The organism is Acidovorax sp. 1608163 (assembly GCF_003669015.1).
In the GTDB taxonomy this organism is placed as follows: domain Bacteria; phylum Pseudomonadota; class Gammaproteobacteria; order Burkholderiales; family Burkholderiaceae_C; genus Acidovorax.
This window is the reverse complement of sequence record NZ_CP033069.1, coordinates 2,358,058-2,376,698: the sequence shown is the minus strand read 5'-3', so window position 1 is coordinate 2,376,698 and position 18,641 is coordinate 2,358,058. Positions and strand designations below refer to the sequence as shown.

Below are 18,641 nucleotides of genomic sequence, written 5' to 3'. Positions count from 1 at the left end.
GCCAAAGTGAGAGAAAATGGAGGGCTTTCTGTCGACAATCCCGACAAGAAGCCCACTTGGCCTTCTAACCCTTTTGCTCCCCTGAGCCTGTCCATGTCAGACGTCAACTCCTCCAAGATCTCTGTCGAGAAAATCGGCGGCACTTCCATGACCGCTTTTGGCGATGTGCTGCGCCATATCGTGCTGCACGACCCCAAACGCATTTACGGCCGAATTTACGTGGTGTCAGCCTACTCGGGCGTGACGAACCAGTTGCTGGAGCACAAGAAGACGGGCGAGCGCGGCATCTATGCCCTGTTTGCAGAAGGCAAGGGTTACCAGGATGCCTTGACGGGCCTGGCTGCCAGCCTGAAGAAGCTCAATGCTGGCTACGCCGACATCGGCCTGCCGCTGGCTGTGGCCGATGCCTTTATCGACCAGCGCATTGGCCAGGCGCGCGAGTACCTGGGCGCCATGCACCATGTACTGGCCAGCGGCTACTTGAGCCGCAAGGATGTGCTGTTGGCCGCGCGCGAAGTGCTGGCATCGATTGGCGAGTCGCACAGCGCGTTCAACTCGGTCGAGATCCTCAAGGCCAATGGCGTCAATGCCATCCTGATGGATCTGGCTGGTTTTGATGACAACGAAGCCTGGACGATTGACGAGCGCATTGCCCACAGCTTCAAGGGCATCGACCTGAGCGACAAAGTGGTGGTGGCCACGGGCTACACCAAGGGCACCGAAGGCATCATGCGCGAGTTTGACCGGGGCTACTCCGAAGTCACCTTCAGCAAGATCGCCGTGGAAGTGCGCCCCGCCGAGGCCGTGATCCACAAGGAATTCCACCTGTCGTCCGCAGACCCCAATCTGGTGGGCCTGGAAAACGCCATCGTGGTGGGTGCCACCAACTACGACGTGGCCGACCAACTGGCCGACGTGGGCATGGAAGCCATCCACCCCAAGGCCGCCAAGCCGATGGAGTTGGCGGGCATCCCGATTCGCCTGAAAAACACGTTTGAGCCTGACCACCCCGGCACGCTCATCACGAAGGACTTTGTGGGTGAGCGCGCCCGCGTGGAGATCGTGACCGGCACCGACAAGGTCACCCTGATCGAGATCCATGACCCTAGCATGGTGGGCACCGTGGGCTTTGATGCAGGGCTAATGGAAGTGTTCTGCAAGCACGACGTGAGCTACATCCTGAAGGCCACCAACGCCAACTCCATCGCCCACTTGGTGTGGGACAACCAGGTGACTCCTGATCTGGTGGCCGAGCTGCAAGAGGCTTACCAGGTCGTCACCATCAAGCCCAGCGCCATCGTGTGCACCATTGGCTCCAACATCGGCATCCCCGGTGTGCTGGCCAAGGCGGCCCAGGCACTGGCCGACGCGCAAGTCAACGTGAACTGCGTGTCGCAGACTTTGCGCCAGGTGAACATGCAATTCGTGATCGAGCGCGAAGACTACAAGACCGCCATCAAGGCACTGAACATGGCCTTGTGCGTCAACTCCGGCACGCCTGTGCCCCGCGTCTGACACGAAGCCACCTTTCAAAAAGCCCGCCCCGTGCGGGCTTTTTTGTGGGCAGGGTGGGGCACCCAGATGTGGCCTTAGCGTGTTTTGCAGGCCTTTATCTTTTTTTATCAAAATCAGATAATTAACCATATTCAGATAAGTGGAGATAACCATGGCCCCCGACGTATTCCACCGCACCGCCTATGCAGAGCAAATGGCCCAGCAGCTGCTGCAGCCATCGCCCCTGCACATGAACGTGCGCTCGGGCGTGCTGCTGTCGGGCATACGCCGCGTGGGCAAAACCACTTTTTTGCGCCAGGACCTGGTGCCTGCGCTGGAGGCGCGGGGTGCGCTGGTGATCTATGTGGACCTGTGGGCTGACCGCAGCAAAAGCCCAGCCGTGCTGGTGCTCGATGCCGTGCGCGCCACGCTGCTGCAAATGCAAACCCCAGGCTCAGGCTTGCTGCAGCGCTTCAAGGGGCTGAACCTGGGCGCGGCGGGTATCACGCTGGGTTTTCAGGTGGAGCATTTGGGCACGCCGGGTGGCACCACGCTGGCTCAGGCGTTTTCAGAGCTGGTGGCCAAAGCCAAGGTGGATGTGGTGCTGATCGTGGACGAAGTGCAGCAGGCCCTGGGCACCGAAGACGGCACCAGCCTGCTGCACGCCCTCAAGGCCGCCCGCGATGCCGTCAACGCCCAGCCCGGCACGCCGGGGTACTTCTTATTTTTGGGCACGGGCTCGCACAAGTCGCTCATCACCGACATGGCCACGCGCCACTCGCAGCCCTTTACCGGCGCGCTGACCACGGCCTACGAACCACTGGGGCAAGACTTTGTGCAATGGCAACTGCAACGCATTGCCAGCAGCCCAGGCGTGGTGCTGCCCAGTGCTGATATGGCTTGGGCGGGCTTTCAGTCCCTTGGCCACCGGCCCGAAGAAATGCTCAAGGCCCTGGTGCAACTGCAAAGCGCCCAGGCCCCGGCAGACCAGGCGTTTCCCATCATCTGCGCCACGCTGGCATCAGCCGCTGCCGATGTAGAGCTGCGCGCCATTGAAGAGTTTGGAGAGCTGGGCCAGGCGGTGTTTGACTTCATCGCGCAGGGCAGCGAGACCGGTGTATCGGGCCTGTTTGGCGAAGAAGCCATGGCCAGCTACACCGCCCGCACGGGGGGCAAGGTGCCCACATCGCAGGTGCAAAAGCTGGCCGAAAAGATGATCAGCGCCAACCTGATCGCCCGCCCAGGCCACGGCATCTACACCGTGGCCGACCCGTTTGTGCGCAAAGTGTGGCTGGAGCGGCGGCGGTTGTTGCAGCGTTGAGGCAGACATTGATCTGCAGCGGCTGGAGGCTACTTCAATTTTGATAGCTGCCAGCGCTTGATGAATAAGCGCTAGAGCGTGATTTGGATTGTGAGAAATACACGCTTGGGGCAAGATGCAAGACCTGACCCCAGCGCCCGTGCGTGTGCGGATTTTTGCCAATCTGAGGGATGGGCGGGAGCCGACGAGTGGGGTGGAGACGACGCGGAGTCAGGTAATTTTTCGGGAGAATTTGCCGTAGGTTGTCCCTGCCACGTTGCCGGATACATTTGTTCTTTCGGCATGGAATGCTCATCTTCTACCAAGTCGGCTTGATGGGCATAAACGCTTCACAGTGCCAGCCAGTTCATCGTCATGCTTTAAATGCACACCCCGTAATTCCAATGCGGATCAAGATCAGCTACAAGGAGAATAAATTGACACCGGTGAAGCCTGTTGAACACGTCGGAGGAGCGGATAAGCCCAAATCACCAATTTTCTCTAATGGGTGGATCCAATACCCTGATTCCGCTGAAATTGCCGTGGTTTTCGTTCATGGCTTTCTCTCAAACGCCTCCGATTGTTGGAAAGGAAAGTCGGGGCATTCATGGCCAGATCTTATTAAAGCCGATCCCAAATTCAAGGAGTGTGCAGTATTTGTTTCAGAATATCATACCATCGCCAATTCCGGAGAGTATGACATCGAGCAAAGTACCAACGAGTTATTCAACCGCTTTAGCTTTGAACCATCATCGGAGTACCGGCCTGTATTAAATTTTACAAATATTATATTTGTATGTCACAGTCTTGGTGGCATCTTAGTGCGACGACTTGTAGAGCAACAAAAGCACTTGCTGATCGAAAAAGCAATAGGCCTATTCTTAGTGGCTTCTCCATCTGGAGGGTCTGAATACGCCAAAACGTTCGATATTGTCGGTCGACTATATAAAAACAAAGTCGTGCGGCAATTAAATTCTGGCAGTGAGGTTCTTAATGATCTGGATGGAAGATTCCGAGATCTTCTTCATAAGAAGACGATTCCGCGGCTGGTTGGGGCAGAGGTTAGCGAGAACTATGGACCTGTATGGGCGGAGTGGCTGCCTATACGCACCAAGCCGATCGTCGAGAAGTCATCTTCCTCACGGTACTTTGGGGTTGCCACAATAATTCCTGGATCGGATCACTTCAACATCGCAAAACCCGGAAGTGTAAATTCCGCTATCTATGTAAATTTCCTGAGGTTTTTTGATCAAAGCTTTAAGCCAATTTTGGAAAAAGCATGTATTGAAAAATCGAAGCAACAGATGGCGAACGTGTTGACTGAGGAAGTCAAACAAGATGCTAACGCCTTGTTTGATATTTACAAAATAGAATGCAAGCCATATTATTTGCTTAGAGATGCAGATCTTGAATTCGAAGAAATAATAAAATATTCAAGCGTGTGGATTTGCGGCCCATCTGGCTGTGGTAAAACATCATTGGCGAGATATGCAGTATTTTCTCTTGGCAAGCCTGTTGCTACCCAAATTGATCTCGGACTGGCATATGAGGCGGGAAACATCGAAGCTTGTTATGAGGCTATCGTCTCGACGTATCGGTCACTTGGATTAACCGACCTAGATCGCCCTTCCTACAACTTTGCAGACGCAGTTGGCGTTCTCGTGAAAGCCCACAGTTCCCAATCTGCAGTGAGAATTCTGCTTGACGAAATTCCTTTGAATAATTCGAGTGGCGTTAGGCTAACGGAATTTCTTTTAAATCTCATAGTGAAAGTTAATTCCGCCTCAAAAGCGAATATTAGATTTGTTATTTGCTCCATAAACACCCCTTCAAATGATTTGATGACGGATAAAGTCCAAGAAAGCTTGCAGGTTAATGCGTTAGATATGTGGTCAAAAGACGAATTAATGAGTCTCATAAAACTCATTGAGGAATCAGTGGGACTGCAACTTGGGGCGGACGATCTCCGAATACGACTTGTGGAACTCGATCTCTGCACTCCGCGAAAAATAAAAAACTTTTTCCGTAGAGTGGTTGCGCTAGGTGGAGCCTCTCCAGATAATGTTGAAACTGCACTAAGCGAATTTGAATTCTATGGAAATGGAAATGAGTAAATCAAAATTTCTACGTTCGCTTACAGTTATACCTGAGCACCTGTATGTCGAGCGTGACGCGGACCGACAAGTTGCAAAAATTCTCGAAGAAATGGGGCGGCCCGGATATGTGTTAGTAGCAAGGCAGATGGGTAAAACCAATCTTCTGTTGCATGCCAAGCAATTTCTAAAACCTGAGTCAGATGTATTTTTGTACATTGATGTCTCGAATCCTATTCCCGACATTAGAGAATTTTTCCGCAATATTATTGACGTTGCGACTGAGGTGTTTCCGCAAAGTGCCGAAACGCTAAATGATATTGCGATTGGACGGCATGGTAATACTCGACTGGCGCACAGGGAGCACGAAAGTGAGTTACGTATCTTACTGCGATCAATTCCAGGCCGACTGATCGTCTGCCTTGATGAAATTGACGCAATTGCTGGATCTGCATATTCTGATCAAGTTTTTACATTTATTAGAAGTGTATATTTTGGCGGAAGACTAAACTTTCCAGAATTTAATCGTTTAACGTATTTGCTTTCAGGTGTTGCTGAACCAGCCGATATTATAAAGAATAAAGATGTTTCACCTTTCAATATTGGTGAAAAAATATATCTGAACGACTTTAGCCTTGCTGAAGTCAGTTATCTGGTTCAGCGAGCAAGTATTCCAATGACGGAAGAAATTATCTCGCGCGTGTACTATTGGACAAGTGGTCATCCGCGTATGACTTGGGATGTATGCTCCGAGCTGGAAGATCGCGATCAAACTCTAACTATCGACGACGTTGATTCTGCGGTCAAAAAACTCTATTTTGGGGAGGTGGATGTTCCCCCGATTGATCACATAAAAAAATTGGTGCTTGAAAGTAGGGAGATTCGAGATTCTTTAATTGCAATTCATTATAAAAAGTCTATTACGATCCCTCAAAGCACGCGCACCAAGCTTTACCTGGCTGGCATCACCAGCTACGATATTAAAGAAAAAACCATTAGTTTCAAGAATCAAATTCTTGAAACGGCGTTGTCGGAATCATACTTGTTGAAATCCGTAACTGAGCAGACTGACCCTTTGACAAGTTGGGTTGAGAGGGCTGAATCCAAAAACTACGCCGCTGCACTGCCGGGTCTACTTGTTTTCGTAACGAGCGCCGAGGATGCTGTTGGTCGTAGTTTGGCCTCGTACTATGCCGGGTATTGCTATTTCTGGATGGGTAATTACGAAGAAGCGTTGAACTATCTGAAGGAGGATTCTGGCGAGTTGAGGTCTGACCTAGCTTTAATGCGGGTGTTTTATACCGGTGTTGCCTCATGGCAGCTATTCCGATATCAAAGTGCTGTAGTGTTTTTTGAATATATTGCGAATCTCAGCGGGAACGAGATCGACATGCCTTGGCTGAGGGTTGAAGCTCGGGCCTATTTGGCGTCGTGCCTCACGCAAGATAAAACGCCTCAAACAGAGCGGGTGAAAAATATTTGTTTGGAGATAGCTAATTCAGTAGAAAACATTAGTGGTGAACCGATTACTCTTGAACGTAGCGAGTTAAAAGGATTTGCTGCAGTAATTTTGGCCCAAGCCTACAAACTGGAGGGTAATGTCGCTGCTGCCGCACAGGTACTTGAACTTGAGATCGAGCTTCAAGAGGAGAGATTGAAGGCAGATTTGTCTATTCGCTTGCTTCAATATATTGTTGTTGGAGCAAATGGCAATGCTCTTGATCGCGCCCACGCGCTAGCCATGAGCGCGAATATCAATTCGAGTGGAGCTCAGCGCCCCCATGAAGATTTGAGTTTAGACCAGTTCCTTGTGCTAATAACAAAGCTAATCGAAGCGGATCGTCACGAAGATGCACTTCGAGTCGCTGAGCATGTTTTTAAAGTCGCGCCAAAAGGAGAGGTGCTCAACGAGGCGATCACCTCAATATGTTCATTAGGACTCAAACTCCCACGCCGTCGACAGATAGCCGCGAAGCTATTTGGTTTAGGCCTTGAGGCCGGTGATGACTCACTGCCAGTCGATCAGAAGCGAGAACTTCTCGGTCTTGTGCTATTTATTGGAGGCGAAGAGAGTTTGATTAAATATAGTGATCGCTATATTCAGACCTTTGAGAGTGCGTCGCTTCAAGAACTCGGGTTAGCTGATTTTCGACCCCTTTATTTAATTATAGCGGAAAGTAAAAATAGACTTTCGGATCAAATTTTGGAGAAAGCCTATCGTGCGATCAATATGACAGTTGCACAAGGGGGGGGATAACTGCAACTGAAACTGAATCAATCAGTTTGTTGCGCGAATATTTAGATGTTCGAAAAAGGCTGCTTAGAGGTGAAGCGACCCGCGCTGCGGAAGCTGTGAGGGATCTTCGCAAGCGACTTGACTCAGCTAAAGAGTTTAGTCTTCTATGGTTCCCTAGTGACTTCCTTATTCAGCTTCGAACTGCGCTTTTATCCCTGGCTCGGCCTGCAAAGCTGTTGACTGAGAAACGACCTGGGAGAAAAATTGGGCGAAATGAAGTAGTCAGGGTCTCTTATAATGGTGATCTCAAGGAGGGTAAGCATAAAAAATTCGAGGCAGATCTGGCGTCTGGATTATGTGTATTGGTAGATGATCCTGAAGATGATTTCATCGCAGCGCAGTCGATATAATCTATTTTTGGATGTGAAAATTCCGTCAAATTGGCCGTTATCGGTTGAATGTAAATAGCTCAACTGGGGAACTCATAGGCCTGCGTGTGGCTCACGGGCGCTGGTTGCTGCAGCACCGAACTCGGCATAGGTCGGGGTGAACCTGAGAGTCCATTGCCACTGTTTTGATAGTTTTCAGCGATTGCCAATAAGCGCTAGAGCCTGTTTTGACTAATATTTTCGCTGGTCGAAGTTCATGCGTGCGTTTCGGCCCACGTAAGGTCTGTCAGCGCACCACTCAGTTGCGCATGCACAAATCGGTAGTCCTGGGCAATTGCCTCGCACGGCACAGCGTTCTGCCCGTCCAGCAAGAGGGAGGACATTTCCCCCAGCAAGACCCGCAACGGCAACCCAGGCATGCGCAGCCAGGCGCGTCGGCCAAACGATGCGGCCAGGGCCCGCGCAAACGCCGCCTGTGTCACCGCCTCAGGCGCCACAGCATTCACGGGGCCTTGCAGGGTGTGGTGCGCCATCGCAAACCGCACCAGCCCCACCGCGTCAGCCAGATGAATCCATGGAGCAGGCTGGCGCCCATGGCCCAGCACAGCACCCAGGCCCAGGCGGGCGGCCAGCGCTTGCATCGGGTACGCGCCACCACCGTGCCCTAGCACCACCCCAAACCGCATGCGCACCACCCGCACGCCCAGCGCTTCTGCCCGCCGCGCCTCGTGCTCGATGGCGGCGCACAGGTCGGACTGGAACTCGCCCGGGCGGGGTGGGGCGGTTTCGTCCAAGGGCTCCATCGACGCATTGGGTGATGCGCCGTAGAAGCCCACGGCCGATGCGCTGACCAGTACACGCGGAGCCTTTTGCAGGCGGCGCATCAGGTGGACAAGGGCCACGGTGGTGTCCACCCGGCTGGCCAGCAACTGGCGTCTGCGCGCCTGGGTCCAGGGCATGCCCAGCACGCGGGCACCTGCCAGGTTGACCACTGCGTCGATGGTCGTTTCAGAGGGGATGGCGTCCAGGGTGTCCACCACCCACACTCCCGGGCCAAAGCTGGCACGGGCCTGCAGTGCGTCGCGCGTCAGCACGATCACCCGCTGGCCATCGCGCACCAGGTCTGCCACCAGGGCGCTGCCCACAAAGCCTGTAGCGCCGGTGACCAAAGTAGCTGGCTGGGGTGAGAGGCTGCTGGCAAGCGGAGCGCTAGTCTGAGCAGACGCAGCCACGCGGTACAGGTGCACCGTGGCGATCGTATTGCGCACGCTCCAGGCCCACACGCCCACCGCGTAGGCGGTGAACAGCCAAGACACCCAGCCGTGCGGGGCCAGCACCATGGCAGTCGGTTGCTGCAGCCAGCCCCACAGCACCGGCGCCACCAGGCCCAGGAACAGGCCGTAACTGATGGTCAGCAGCGTGTGCAGCAAGCGCTCAAACGGCGGCAGGCGGCGGGTGCGGTCTTCTTCCAAAAAGTCGGCCAGGGTAATGCCAAGCTCTATCACCAGCAGGGCAGCTAGCAGCGCGGCAAAGGCGCCGCGCCATTCAAACCAGGCCAGGCCGAAAAAGACGATGCCGTAGATGGCCTCGCGTGCGGCATGCAGTGCCAACTCGTAGCGCGCCGAGGTGCGCTGCGGCAGCCGGGCCTCCAGCTCGTGGTGCCACAGGTTGTCAAACGCGCCCATCACGGCCTGCACGGACAGCAGCAGAAAAATGGTGTTCATGGCATTCATGGTTTTGCCCTCAGTGAGAAGAAAAATGGGTAGGAGGTCAATCGGTGCGCTCATCGACCACGGGGTCGGTGAATACGCCAGACTGGTGGAAGGTTTCGCCCCACAGCGGGTGCACCATGCTCAGCGTGAAGCGGAACTGGCCTGCGCCCAGGTCGGTGTGGGCGACCCGGCAGGTGCCCGGAGCGAGCAGGGTGGGCACAGGGATGCGCAGGCGCCCCAGCACCCACCAGAAGCGGCGGCTGCGAAACACCAACGCGCCGTCTTCTTCGAGCACATCCAGCGACATGGCCAGGCCCCCATCAGTGCGCTCGAGCAAGCCGCCATCGGCGTCCAGCTCCTTGGTAGATCGCACAGTGCGCTCGGTACGTTGGCCGGTGTCTGTGTTGGCGTGAAAGCACCGCTCCCACACCACACCGCCGCGCCCGTTGTGGCTCACATGCACGGTGGCGGGCAGGGCGGTGGTGTGGAGGTGGGTCAGCGGGCCACCCCAAGGGCGGGTCAATGCGGCATAGACATGGCCGATCCGCGAGCAGCGCAGCTCCATCTGGCCGTGGTAGCTCACATCGGCGTGTGCCAGGCCAAAGCGGCGCTGCACGGCAGCGGGCAGGCGTGCCCAGGCTGCGGTCCCCACCAAGGCGCGCAAATCCAGATCGCGGGCTGGGCTTAACGCGGGTGCTTCGCTGTGGCGGGGCGCAGGGGTGAAAAGGGCAAACATGGCGGGCTCGGAAAGAGTGGCGGTTGCTCTGTCTATTGCGAAACCTGGGCCAGCCTCATCGTGCGCTGCAAGTGCTTGATTTCATTGAAATTCGCGGGCCGACCTGCATACTTGGTTTACAGTGCGCGCAGCCCCCACCGTTAACCCCAGGAACAGGTCTCCGCCATGTGCAACGTCTTTGCCCACCCTGTCTGCACATGCTGATCCACGCCGTCCTGGGGTTTTCGGTGCTCGAAACGCTGGTGCTGGCCGCCGTGCTGCTGGCGTGGGCAGACCGTGTGGCGGGTGCCCGGCTTTTGGCGGCTTTCTTGACCGGCATCTCGCTGTGGATGGTGGGCAACGAACTACCCAACTGGCTAGGCCCAGAGACCGAGCCTGTGGCCATGCGCTTGCTGGCGACGGCGCCATTTGCCTCTGCGCTGTTCTTTCATTTCTGCACGGTGTTTTGCCGTGTGGACTTGGGACGCTGGGGTGTTGCGGCAGCCTATGCGCTGGGCGGGTGCGCTACGGTGGTTTCCATGGTTTTGGTGCCAGGGCACTTGATCCATCACCGTGACATAGGCTGGATTGCGGTTGCAGACACCGTAGGCGCTGTGGCCAGCATGGCCTGGGTCATTCTGGGCATTGGAGGTGTGGCGGTGCTGGTGCATGCTTTGCTGCGTGCACGCCAGTCTGGCGACGGGCAAAAGTTTCGGCAAATTGCTGCGGTCACCGCATCGTGCCTGTGGGGCCTGCTGTGCCTGGCGGGCTACGGCATTGCGGTGCTGGATCTTCCGATCTATCCGTTTCCCTTGCTCGGCCTGCCACTGTACTCGTTGATTTTGGTCTACGGCATCTTGCGCTACGGCGTGTTTGTGGCCAATGCCTGGGCGCGCCGCGCCTTGGTGTGGGCGCTGCTGCTGGCGCTGGGGGCGGTGGTGCTGGCGCTCACGCCACTGCTGCCGTTTGAATCGCGCTGGCTGGGTGGGCTGGCGGTAGCGGCCAGTGTGCTGGCGCTCAACGGCCCGGTGCGCCGCGTGGCCGAGCGGCTGATCTACCCAGGGGGTGAGGTGTCGATTGCCGACCTGGGTGCGTGGCGCAGCGCGCTGCTGTCGGCGGAGACGCCCGAGGCCCTGGCGCAGCAGGCCGCCATGCTGCTGAGTGCGCGCATTGGCACGCAGGTGGAGGTGCAGATTGGCGCTCCGTCCGCATCAACAACACCCTCAACGTCATCAGCCCCATCAACGCCACCGGGGAGCACCCCGCAGCTGGTGTGCACCCCGGGCGAGCAAGGCTGGCAAACCACGCTGCAGGGCTGGGACGCTGCACCGCCCGGGCCGCGCCATGTGGCCGAACTGTTTGGTACGGTGGTGGCTGAAGCCGCTGCGCGCGTAGAGCAGGCCCAGCAGTTTGCCGCCCGCGAACGCGAGCGCCAGTTGCAAGCGCGGCTGGCCGAGCTGGGTGCGCTGGCCGCCACGGTGGCGCACGATATCCGCAACCCGCTCAACATCATCTCGATGGCCGTGGCCGTGGCCGCGGCGCCCGGCGAGACGCGGCGCGAGGTGGCCGACCAAGTGGCGCGCATTGCCAACCTGACGCACGACCTGCTGGACTTTGCCAAGCCCTGGAAGCTGGTGCCCCGTGAACTGGACCTGGCCGCCCATGTGCGCAACGCGGCCCTGCGCCTGCCGGAGGTGAGCCTGGGTGCGGGCCTGGCCCAGCCGCTGGTGCTGCAGGCCGACCCCCGGCGCGTGGACCAGGCGCTGACCAACTTGCTAGAGAACGCGCGCATCGCACTGGCGTCCGATGCCGGGTATACCGATGCCGGTGGCGGCGCAACAGCGGCAGCAACCCACAGCCCCGTGCACATCGACGCAGAAACCACCGACAACGCCGTGCTGCTGCACATCTGCGACGCCGGCCCCGGCGTGCCGGATGAAATCCGCAGCCGCCTATTCGAGCCCTTTGCATCGCGCAGCCCCGGTGGCACCGGGCTGGGCCTGGCCATCGTGGCCCGCATCATGGCCGCGCACGGTGGCTCGGTGGCGCTGACAGAGCGGCCGCCATGGAGCACCTGCTTCACGCTGCGCTTTCCTTTGACGACGACACAACGCCTGCCATGACCGCCAACACCACAGACAACGCCGCCGACGCCCCGCCGGATGCAGGGCAAGACGCCACGCCAGCAGGCGAGCCGCAGAACGGCCATGTGCTGCTGGTCGACGACGAGGCGGCTTTTCAGCGGCTGGGCGGTGCCTTTTTGCGCAACCTGGGCCACACCGTCACGCTGGCGGGCGATGGCGAGCAGGCCCTGGCGGCGTTTGCCAAACAGCAGCCTGAACTGGTGCTGCTGGACCTGGCCATGCCGCCGCACATGGACCCGGAGATCGGCCTGGAGCTGATTCCGCGTTTTGCGCGTGTGCCGGTGGTGGTGCTGACCGGCCACGGGGACCACGCGCTGGCCCTGCGCGCCACCGAGCTGGGCGCCTGGGACTTTCTGACCAAACCCATCGACCCCGACATGCTGCGGTTTGTGGTGGCACGCGGGCTGCGCAAGGCGAGGCTGGATGCCGAACTGGCAACCCTGCGCGCAGGGCAGTCGCTGGACGACCTGGGTATGGTGGGGCAGGCGGCGGCCACGGTGCAATTGCGCGCCCTGGTGCGCCGCGTGGCACCCACCCACGTCAGCGTGCTGGTGCTGGGCCCCACGGGCACCGGTAAAGAACTGGTGGCCCGCGCCTTGCACGCCTGCAGCGCCCGCAAGAGCGAGGCCTTTGTCGCCATCCACTGCGGCGCCCTGTCGGCCGAGCTGCTGGAGAGCGAGCTTTTCGGGCACATGAAGGGCAGCTTCACCGGGGCCTACCGCGACCAGCCCGGCCTGGTGGAGGCTGCACACGGCGGCACGCTGTTTCTGGACGAGGTGGGCGAAATGCCGCCGCCCATGCAGGTCAAGCTACTGCGCTTTTTGCAAGAGGGCACTTTTGTGCCCGTGGGCGGCCGTGTGCCCAAGCGCGCCGACACCCGTGTGGTGGCCGCCACCCACCGCGACCTGGAAGCGATGGTGCGCGAAGGCACGTTCCGCGAAGACCTGTTTTACCGCCTCAAGGGCGTGGTGCTGCGCACCCCGCCGCTGGCCGAGCGGCCCGCCGACATCCCGTTGCTTGCCACGCGCTTTTTGCACCGCGTGGCGCACCGCGCCAGCCTGTCGGCCAGCGCCCTGGCGTGGCTGATGGCGCGCGAGTGGCCGGGCAATGTGCGCGAGCTCAAGGCCGTGGTGGAGTCTGCCGGGGCACTGCTGATGCCTGGCCAGCGTGAGGTCGATGCCGAGCTGCTGCAACTGGCCAGCGGCGACCTACCCGACGCAAGCGACATTGCCCCCGCCCACCACGCCACACTTGGCACGCAGGGCAGCACCGGGCCACTGGACGCAGCCCTGATGGAGCTGGAAGTGCGCATGCTCCGCGACACGCTGGCGGCGGTGGCTGGCAATCAGTCGGAGGCCGCCCGGCGGCTGGGAATCTCGCGGGTGGGGCTGATCAAGAAGATGACGCGGTTGGGCTTGCGTTGAAGCGGTGGCTCAGGCAGATGGGGTGCCCGGCTTGGCTAACGGATGAACAGCACTCGGGGATGGACTCACTGCAGGCACCCCCCGCTTGCTGATCAACAACACCCCCGCCAACACCAGCGCCGCCCCCGCCATCTGCGGCCAGGACAAGGGCTCGTCCAGCAACCAGCAGCCAAAAAAGATCGTGAGCACCGGCCCCAGCGTGCCGATCAGCGCGGTTTTGGCGGCGCCAATGCGGCGGATGGCGGCCGAGGTCATGAACACGGGCAGCACGGTCGAGAAAAGGGCCATGCCCAACGCGTGCAGATAGACCGGGGTGGGCTGCACCAACGCGCCCACAGGCTGCGACACCCCAAAGTGCAGCAGCGTGGCACCCGTGGAGACCAACATGGCCAAGGCGGTGAAGTGCGCTGCGCCCAGCCTGCGGATGGCAGGCTCGCTGCCCGCCTGATAGAACGCGTAAGACACCGCTGAGCCGAACACAAAACCGGCCCCGATGAGCACGGCGCGCGTGTCCCCCGCAATGTGCAAGTCGTGCGCAAACGCCAGGCCAATGCCCGCATAGGACAGCAGCAGCGCCCCCAGCTCGCGCCGAGATGCCCGTTTGCCCATGAACAGCACGCCAATCAGGATGGTGAGGGTGGGGTAGGTGAACAGGATCAGCCGCTCCAGGCTGGCGGTGATGTACTGCAAGCCCATGAAGTCGAGGATGCTGGAGCCGTAGTACCCCAGCAAGCCCAGCGCGATGACCACCAACCAGTCGCGCCGAGGCAGCGGGGCCAGGGCGCGGCTGGCGCGCCAACCCACCCAGGCAAACACGGGCACGGAAAACGCCATGCGCAGGGCCAGCAGGGTGACCGAATCCACCGGCACGGCTTGCGGCACCGCGTAGGCCAGCTTCACAAAAATGGCTTTAAAGGAAAAGCCCAGGGCAGCCAAAACGGCCAGAACAATGCCGAGGCGTTCGGCGGACCAGTGTTTCCAGGGCATGGGAAGGGGCAGCGTCCAAAATGGGTAAGTGATGCGGACAGGGCGAACGCTTGCCGTGGCAAGGGTTCAACGATGGGCGATGATCCCTGAGGCGCACCGGCGGCACAATTGCCCATTCCCCAAGCATGCGTTCGTTAAATACGAACGCAGCGCACAGTCCGCCACCCCAGCCAGGAGCCCGTTTGTGAACTACGACCTTGTGGATTTGCGCCTGTTTGTGGCCATGGCCGAGGAGCGCAACCTCACACGCGGCGCCGCGCGGGCTTGCCTGGCCCCTTCGTCGGCCAGCCACCGGCTGCGGCGGCTGGAGGATGCCCTGAACACGCCGCTGTTTGAGCGCCAGACCCGGGGCCTGGCCCTCACGCCTGCGGGCGAGGCCCTGCTGCGCAACGCCCGCGAGGTGTTTGCGCGCATCGAGCAAATGCACGCCAACCTGCAGCCGTTTGCATCGGGCATTCGCGGCCATGTCAGCCTGTGGGCCAACACGCACGCCACGCACACCTTTTTGCCCGACGACCTGGCCGGTTTTTTGAAGCAGCACCCGCAGGTGAGCGTGACGCTGGAGGAGCGCACCAGCGCAGAAATTGTGGTGGCGGTGGCCGGTGGTGAGATCGAGGTGGGCGTGCTGGCAGACAGTGGCTCGGGCGCGGGGGTGGAACTGGTTCCGTACCGGCAGGACCGCCTGGTGCTCATCGTGCCTGCAGGCCATGGGCTGGCAGGGCGCTCGCAGGTGGGGTTTGCCGAGGTGATTGACCATGCCTTTGTCATGTTGCATGCGGGCTCTGCCATCCACACTTTCACGATGAACGCAGCAGCCGCACTGGGGCGCCACCTCGATGTGCGCATCCAGGTGCGCAGTTTTGAGGCCGTGTGCCGCATGGTCGGGGCAGGTGTGGGCATTGGCCTGGTGCCACGGGGTGCCGCCTTGCAGGTGGCAGGGTTGAGCGAGCCGCCCGTGGTGCTGGAAATGAACGAGCCCTGGGCACAGCGCGACCTGCAGATTTGCGTGCGCAAGGGCGCGGTGCTGTCCGGCTTTGCACAGGCGCTGGTGGCCCATTTGCGCCAGAGCGCGGCGTCTGCCAGCTGATCAGGCCATGGCGGTGCTGACCTTCACGCCGCCCGCCTGAAGCTTTTTGCGCAAGGGGGCTGGGGTGGAGGCGGGCACCACCAGGGCCGCAAGTTCGCTGAGGGGGGCAATAGTGAAAGTTGAAGCCGCACCCAGCTTGTCCGCAGAGGCCAGCACCACGGTCTCGGCCGCGCGCTCGTGCAGTGCCCGCTTGACTGCGGCCTCTTCAAAATCGCCCGTGGTCAGCCCCGCCTGGGCGTGCACACCAGTCACCCCCATGAGGTACAGATCCGCGCGAAGCCGGGCGGCGGCTTCCACCACGCTGGCGCCCACGTTCACCATGGAATGCCGAAACAGACGGCCGCCCAACACCAGCACCTCGATCTGCGCATGGCCAGTCAGTGCTACCGCAATGGTGGGGCTGTGGGTGACCACCGTGGCGCGCAGGGTGAGCGGCAGGTGCTGCACCACTTGCAGCGATGTGGTGCCTCCGTCCAGGATCACCACCTGGCCCGGCTGCACCAGCGCTGCGCCAGCGCGGCCCAGGGCCCGTTTTTCGTCGGGAGCCAAAACAGCGCGCACCTGCATATCACCGATGGCGGCAGAAGCGGGCAGCGCACCACCGTGCACGCGCTGCAGCTGGCCTTCGGCGGCCAGCTCGCGCAGATCGCGCCGTACCGTGTCTTCTGAGATGCCCAGCTCTTCGCTGAATGCCTTGGCCACGATCTGGCCCTCCTGCCGAAGGCGCTGGAGGATGAGTTGCTTGCGCTGGGTGGTGAGCATGGCGTGGTTTGTCTGAAAGGTTAGGCGCAGAAATGTGATTGCACGAATTTAATTGAAAGTGCATGATATTGCACAAATCAACCTTTTGACAATCCAATGCCTGACACCGATGCACCCGATCGCCCACTGCTGGTCCTGATTGCGGGCCCCTACCTGTCGGGCACCGACGGCGATCCCACCAAAATCGCAGCCAACCGTGCGCGGCTGGAGGCTGCGGCACTGCCCATCTACGAGCGAGGCCATCTCCCGTTGTTGGGCGAATGGCTGGCGTTGCCCATCATCCATGCGGCGGGTGGGCGCGAGCCCGGCGATGCGGTGTTCCGTGCCTACCAGTACCCGGTGGCTGAGCGGCTGCTGGCGCGCTGCGACGCAGTGTTGCGCTTGCCCGGCGCATCGCGTGGTGCGGACATGGATGTGGCCCGGGCGCAGGTGCGGGGCCTGCCGGTGTACCACCACATCGACGAATTGCCGGTGCGGGCGGCGAGCCACGAAGGGGCTGCCGCATGAGCCGCCCCTCACCCGCCCCCATCAACGCCCAGGCCGAGCATGTGCGCCTGCTGGACGTGCAGTTGCTGTCGAACGACTGGTATGTGCTGCGCAAGGTCACGTTCGAGTTGCAACGCCGCGACGGCCAGTGGCAGCGCCTGAGCCGTGAGGCCTACGACCGGGGCAACGGCGCCACGTTGCTGCTGTTCAATCCACGGCGCGGCACGGTGGTGCTCACGCGGCAGTTCCGCCTGCCAGCGTTCCTCAACGGCTGCGCCGATGGCCATCTGCTGGAAGCCTGCGCCGGCCTGCTCGATGGCGACGACCCGGAGACCTGCATCCGCCGCGAAGCCGAAGAAGAAACCGGCTACCGCATCCGCGCCCCCCGCAAGGTGTTTGAGGCCTACATGAGCCCTGGCTCCGTCACCGAAAAGCTGCACTTCTTTGTGGCCGACTACGAAGCGGCAGACCGTGTTCAAGAGGGCGGGGGGTTGGCGCACGAAGGCGAAGACATCGAGGTGGTCGAGATGGCGCTGAGCGAAGCGCTGGCGGGCATCCGTGCAGGCACCATTGAGGACGGCAAAACCATCATGTTGCTGCAGCATGTGGCGCTGGAGGCATTGCAGGGCGGGCACTGACGAACTGACGCGGCTGGAAGCTGCAAAGAGGCAAAGAACAAGTAAGCTTCAGAGCCCTCGAATCCCTCCGCTCCCAGCGACACACACCGGCAGCCTTTGCCGTGCCAGTCCTGCAGCGGCAGCCAGTTTTTGGGGCACCTACGCCCCTACTGCCAGAAGCCATACCGAATGCAAGCCCTGCTCGACGCCATCGCCTCCATGCCCCTGCCCACCGATGTGCAACGCATCTTTCACGGCCGTGGGGGCCGCTACCCAGGCTGCGAGCAGTGGACGCTGGATGCCTATCCACCCGTCTTTGTGCTCACCAGCTTTCTGCCTGCAGGCGACGAAACCGAGGGGCAACTGGCGGCCATCGGCGCGGCTCTGGCGGAACGCTGGAATTCCATCGCCCCAGGCCAGCCGCTGAACTGGGTGTTTCAGTGCCGCAACGAAGCGCTGCGCACCCAGGGCCGCACCGAAACGCGGCTGATGCAAGGCGAGGTGCCTGACCCGCACACCGTGACCGAGCAGGGCGCTCGCTTCAAAACCCATGTGCTGCGCGGCCAGAACCATGGCCTGTTCCTGGACATGGCCGAAGGCCGCCGCTGGGTGCGCAACTATGCCGAGGCCCGCAGGCAAGACCGCTATGGTCTGAAGGTGCTCAACCTGTTTGCCTACACCTGCGCCTTTTCAGTGGTGGCGCTGCAGGGCGGGGCCAAGCAGGTGGTCAACGTGGACATGAGCCATGGCGCCATGGGCATTGGCCAGCAAAACCATCAGCTCAACGGCATCACCACCGGGGCCAGCTTTTTGGCGCACGACATTTTCAGCAGCTGGGGCAAGATCACCCGCAGCGGGCCGTATGGGCTGGTCATCGTGGACCCGCCCAGCTACCAAAAAGGCAGCTTCGTGGCCACCAAAGACTATGCCCGCCTCATGCGGCGCCTGCCCGATTTGCTGGCACCAGGCGGCCATGCCTTGCTGTGCCTGAACGCACCCGAGCTGGGCGTGGACTTTTTGCAAAACCAGATGCAGGAATTCGCACCCGAGCTGAAGTTTTTGGAGCGCGTGGCCAACCCTGCCGTGTTTGCCGATGTGGACGAGGGCAGGGCACTGAAGGTGTTGGTGTACCAGGCCGGGTAGCGCTGAATCGGTGCTCAATCAGCGCCGCAACAGCGTGTGCAGCCCCGCCGCA

Annotated in this window: 14 protein-coding genes; 10 read left to right on the top strand and 4 right to left on the bottom strand. The window is 60.0% G+C overall.

The genetic code is table 11. The features are described from left to right. Positions 1 to 93: 93 nt before the first annotated feature. From EAG14_RS10630 to EAG14_RS10615, 4 genes are all read left to right on the top strand, one after another. Entirely contained in the window at positions 94 to 1,515 is a 1,422-nt protein-coding gene (locus EAG14_RS10630) for an aspartate kinase (RefSeq protein WP_099655431.1), read from the top strand. A gap of 151 nt (positions 1,516 to 1,666) precedes the next feature. After that, positions 1,667 to 2,815, top strand: a complete 1,149-nt coding sequence (locus tag EAG14_RS10625; protein ID WP_121728835.1) for an ATP-binding protein — start codon at positions 1,667 to 1,669, stop codon at positions 2,813 to 2,815. 287 nt (positions 2,816 to 3,102) lie between these two features. After that, complete coding sequence (locus tag EAG14_RS10620; RefSeq protein ID WP_121728834.1) at positions 3,103 to 4,908, top strand: ATP-binding protein; 1,806 nt, start codon at positions 3,103 to 3,105, stop codon at positions 4,906 to 4,908. Next, positions 4,901 to 7,144, top strand: coding sequence for an AAA-like domain-containing protein (locus EAG14_RS10615; RefSeq protein ID WP_162995964.1), 2,244 nt, complete (start codon positions 4,901 to 4,903; stop codon positions 7,142 to 7,144). Before EAG14_RS10620 ends, EAG14_RS10615 begins: the two co-directional genes overlap by 8 nt. Positions 7,145 to 7,766: 622 nt before the next feature. On the opposite strand, the gene EAG14_RS10610 is transcribed toward EAG14_RS10615, so the two are convergent. Both EAG14_RS10610 and EAG14_RS10605 read right to left on the bottom strand, forming a co-directional pair. After that, positions 7,767 to 9,245 (bottom strand): TIGR01777 family oxidoreductase, encoded by a 1,479-nt coding sequence (locus tag EAG14_RS10610; protein WP_121728832.1) that lies wholly within the window; start codon positions 9,243 to 9,245, stop codon positions 7,767 to 7,769. Positions 9,246 to 9,282: 37 nt separating this feature from the next. Beyond that, a complete protein-coding gene (locus EAG14_RS10605; protein WP_121728831.1) occupies positions 9,283 to 9,960 on the bottom strand; it encodes a DUF4166 domain-containing protein in 678 nt (225 codons plus the stop codon). Positions 9,961 to 10,157: 197 nt separating this feature from the next. Between EAG14_RS10605 and EAG14_RS10600 the strand changes: the two genes are divergently transcribed. Together EAG14_RS10600 and EAG14_RS10595 are read left to right on the top strand one after the other, a co-directional pair. Next, positions 10,158 to 12,062: a sensor histidine kinase gene (locus EAG14_RS10600; RefSeq protein WP_121728830.1), complete on the top strand. Its 1,905-nt coding sequence runs from the start codon at positions 10,158 to 10,160 to the stop codon at positions 12,060 to 12,062. Next, entirely contained in the window at positions 12,005 to 13,507 is a 1,503-nt protein-coding gene (locus EAG14_RS10595) for a sigma-54 dependent transcriptional regulator (RefSeq protein ID WP_240457002.1), read from the top strand. The genes EAG14_RS10600 and EAG14_RS10595 overlap by 58 nt, the downstream gene beginning before the upstream one ends. A gap of 9 nt (positions 13,508 to 13,516) precedes the next feature. On the opposite strand, the gene EAG14_RS10590 is transcribed toward EAG14_RS10595, so the two are convergent. Further along, entirely contained in the window at positions 13,517 to 14,494 is a 978-nt protein-coding gene (locus tag EAG14_RS10590) for a DMT family transporter (RefSeq protein WP_121728829.1), read from the bottom strand. A gap of 184 nt (positions 14,495 to 14,678) precedes the next feature. Here EAG14_RS10590 and EAG14_RS10585 point away from each other — a divergent pair, with 184 nt between their 5' ends. After that, positions 14,679 to 15,581: a LysR family transcriptional regulator gene (locus EAG14_RS10585; protein WP_121728828.1), complete on the top strand. Its 903-nt coding sequence runs from the start codon at positions 14,679 to 14,681 to the stop codon at positions 15,579 to 15,581. Here the strand turns inward: EAG14_RS10585 and EAG14_RS10580 are convergent, their stop codons facing one another. Continuing rightward, positions 15,582 to 16,343, bottom strand: coding sequence for a DeoR/GlpR family DNA-binding transcription regulator (locus tag EAG14_RS10580; protein ID WP_099741141.1), 762 nt, complete (start codon positions 16,341 to 16,343; stop codon positions 15,582 to 15,584). A gap of 96 nt (positions 16,344 to 16,439) precedes the next feature. Between EAG14_RS10580 and EAG14_RS10575 the strand changes: the two genes are divergently transcribed. The 3 genes from EAG14_RS10575 (at position 16,440) to EAG14_RS10565 (ending at position 18,589) form a co-directional block, all read left to right on the top strand. After that, positions 16,440 to 16,850: a DUF4406 domain-containing protein gene (locus EAG14_RS10575; protein ID WP_121728827.1), complete on the top strand. Its 411-nt coding sequence runs from the start codon at positions 16,440 to 16,442 to the stop codon at positions 16,848 to 16,850. Then, entirely contained in the window at positions 16,847 to 17,467 is a 621-nt protein-coding gene (locus tag EAG14_RS10570) for an NUDIX domain-containing protein (protein WP_099655436.1), read from the top strand. Before EAG14_RS10575 ends, EAG14_RS10570 begins: the two co-directional genes overlap by 4 nt. A 168-nt stretch (positions 17,468 to 17,635) precedes the next feature. After that, complete coding sequence (locus EAG14_RS10565; RefSeq protein WP_121728826.1) at positions 17,636 to 18,589, top strand: class I SAM-dependent methyltransferase; 954 nt, start codon at positions 17,636 to 17,638, stop codon at positions 18,587 to 18,589. Positions 18,590 to 18,641: the final 52 nt, after the last annotated feature.

Bases quoted from the DNA above. Each gene is read 5' to 3' on its own strand.
- EAG14_RS10580 (WP_099741141.1), bottom strand. From the start codon at position 16,343: ATGCTCACCACCCAGCGCAAGCAACTCATCCTCCAGCGCCTTCGGCAG.
- EAG14_RS10605 (WP_121728831.1), bottom strand. From the start codon at position 9,960: ATGTTTGCCCTTTTCACCCCTGCGCCCCGCCACAGCGAAGCACCCGCG.
- EAG14_RS10620 (WP_121728834.1), top strand. From the start codon at position 3,103: ATGCTCATCTTCTACCAAGTCGGCTTGATGGGCATAAACGCTTCACAG.
- EAG14_RS10610 (WP_121728832.1), bottom strand. From the start codon at position 9,245: ATGAATGCCATGAACACCATTTTTCTGCTGCTGTCCGTGCAGGCCGTG.
- EAG14_RS10625 (WP_121728835.1), top strand. From the start codon at position 1,667: ATGGCCCCCGACGTATTCCACCGCACCGCCTATGCAGAGCAAATGGCC.
- EAG14_RS10600 (WP_121728830.1), top strand. From the start codon at position 10,158: ATGCTGATCCACGCCGTCCTGGGGTTTTCGGTGCTCGAAACGCTGGTG.
- EAG14_RS10590 (WP_121728829.1), bottom strand. From the start codon at position 14,494: ATGCCCTGGAAACACTGGTCCGCCGAACGCCTCGGCATTGTTCTGGCC.
- EAG14_RS10565 (WP_121728826.1), top strand. From the start codon at position 17,636: ATGCAAGCCCTGCTCGACGCCATCGCCTCCATGCCCCTGCCCACCGAT.
- EAG14_RS10595 (WP_240457002.1), top strand. From the start codon at position 12,005: ATGGAGCACCTGCTTCACGCTGCGCTTTCCTTTGACGACGACACAACG.
- EAG14_RS10575 (WP_121728827.1), top strand. From the start codon at position 16,440: ATGCCTGACACCGATGCACCCGATCGCCCACTGCTGGTCCTGATTGCG.
- EAG14_RS10615 (WP_162995964.1), top strand. From the start codon at position 4,901: ATGAGTAAATCAAAATTTCTACGTTCGCTTACAGTTATACCTGAGCAC.
- EAG14_RS10570 (WP_099655436.1), top strand. From the start codon at position 16,847: ATGAGCCGCCCCTCACCCGCCCCCATCAACGCCCAGGCCGAGCATGTG.
- EAG14_RS10630 (WP_099655431.1), top strand. From the start codon at position 94: ATGTCAGACGTCAACTCCTCCAAGATCTCTGTCGAGAAAATCGGCGGC.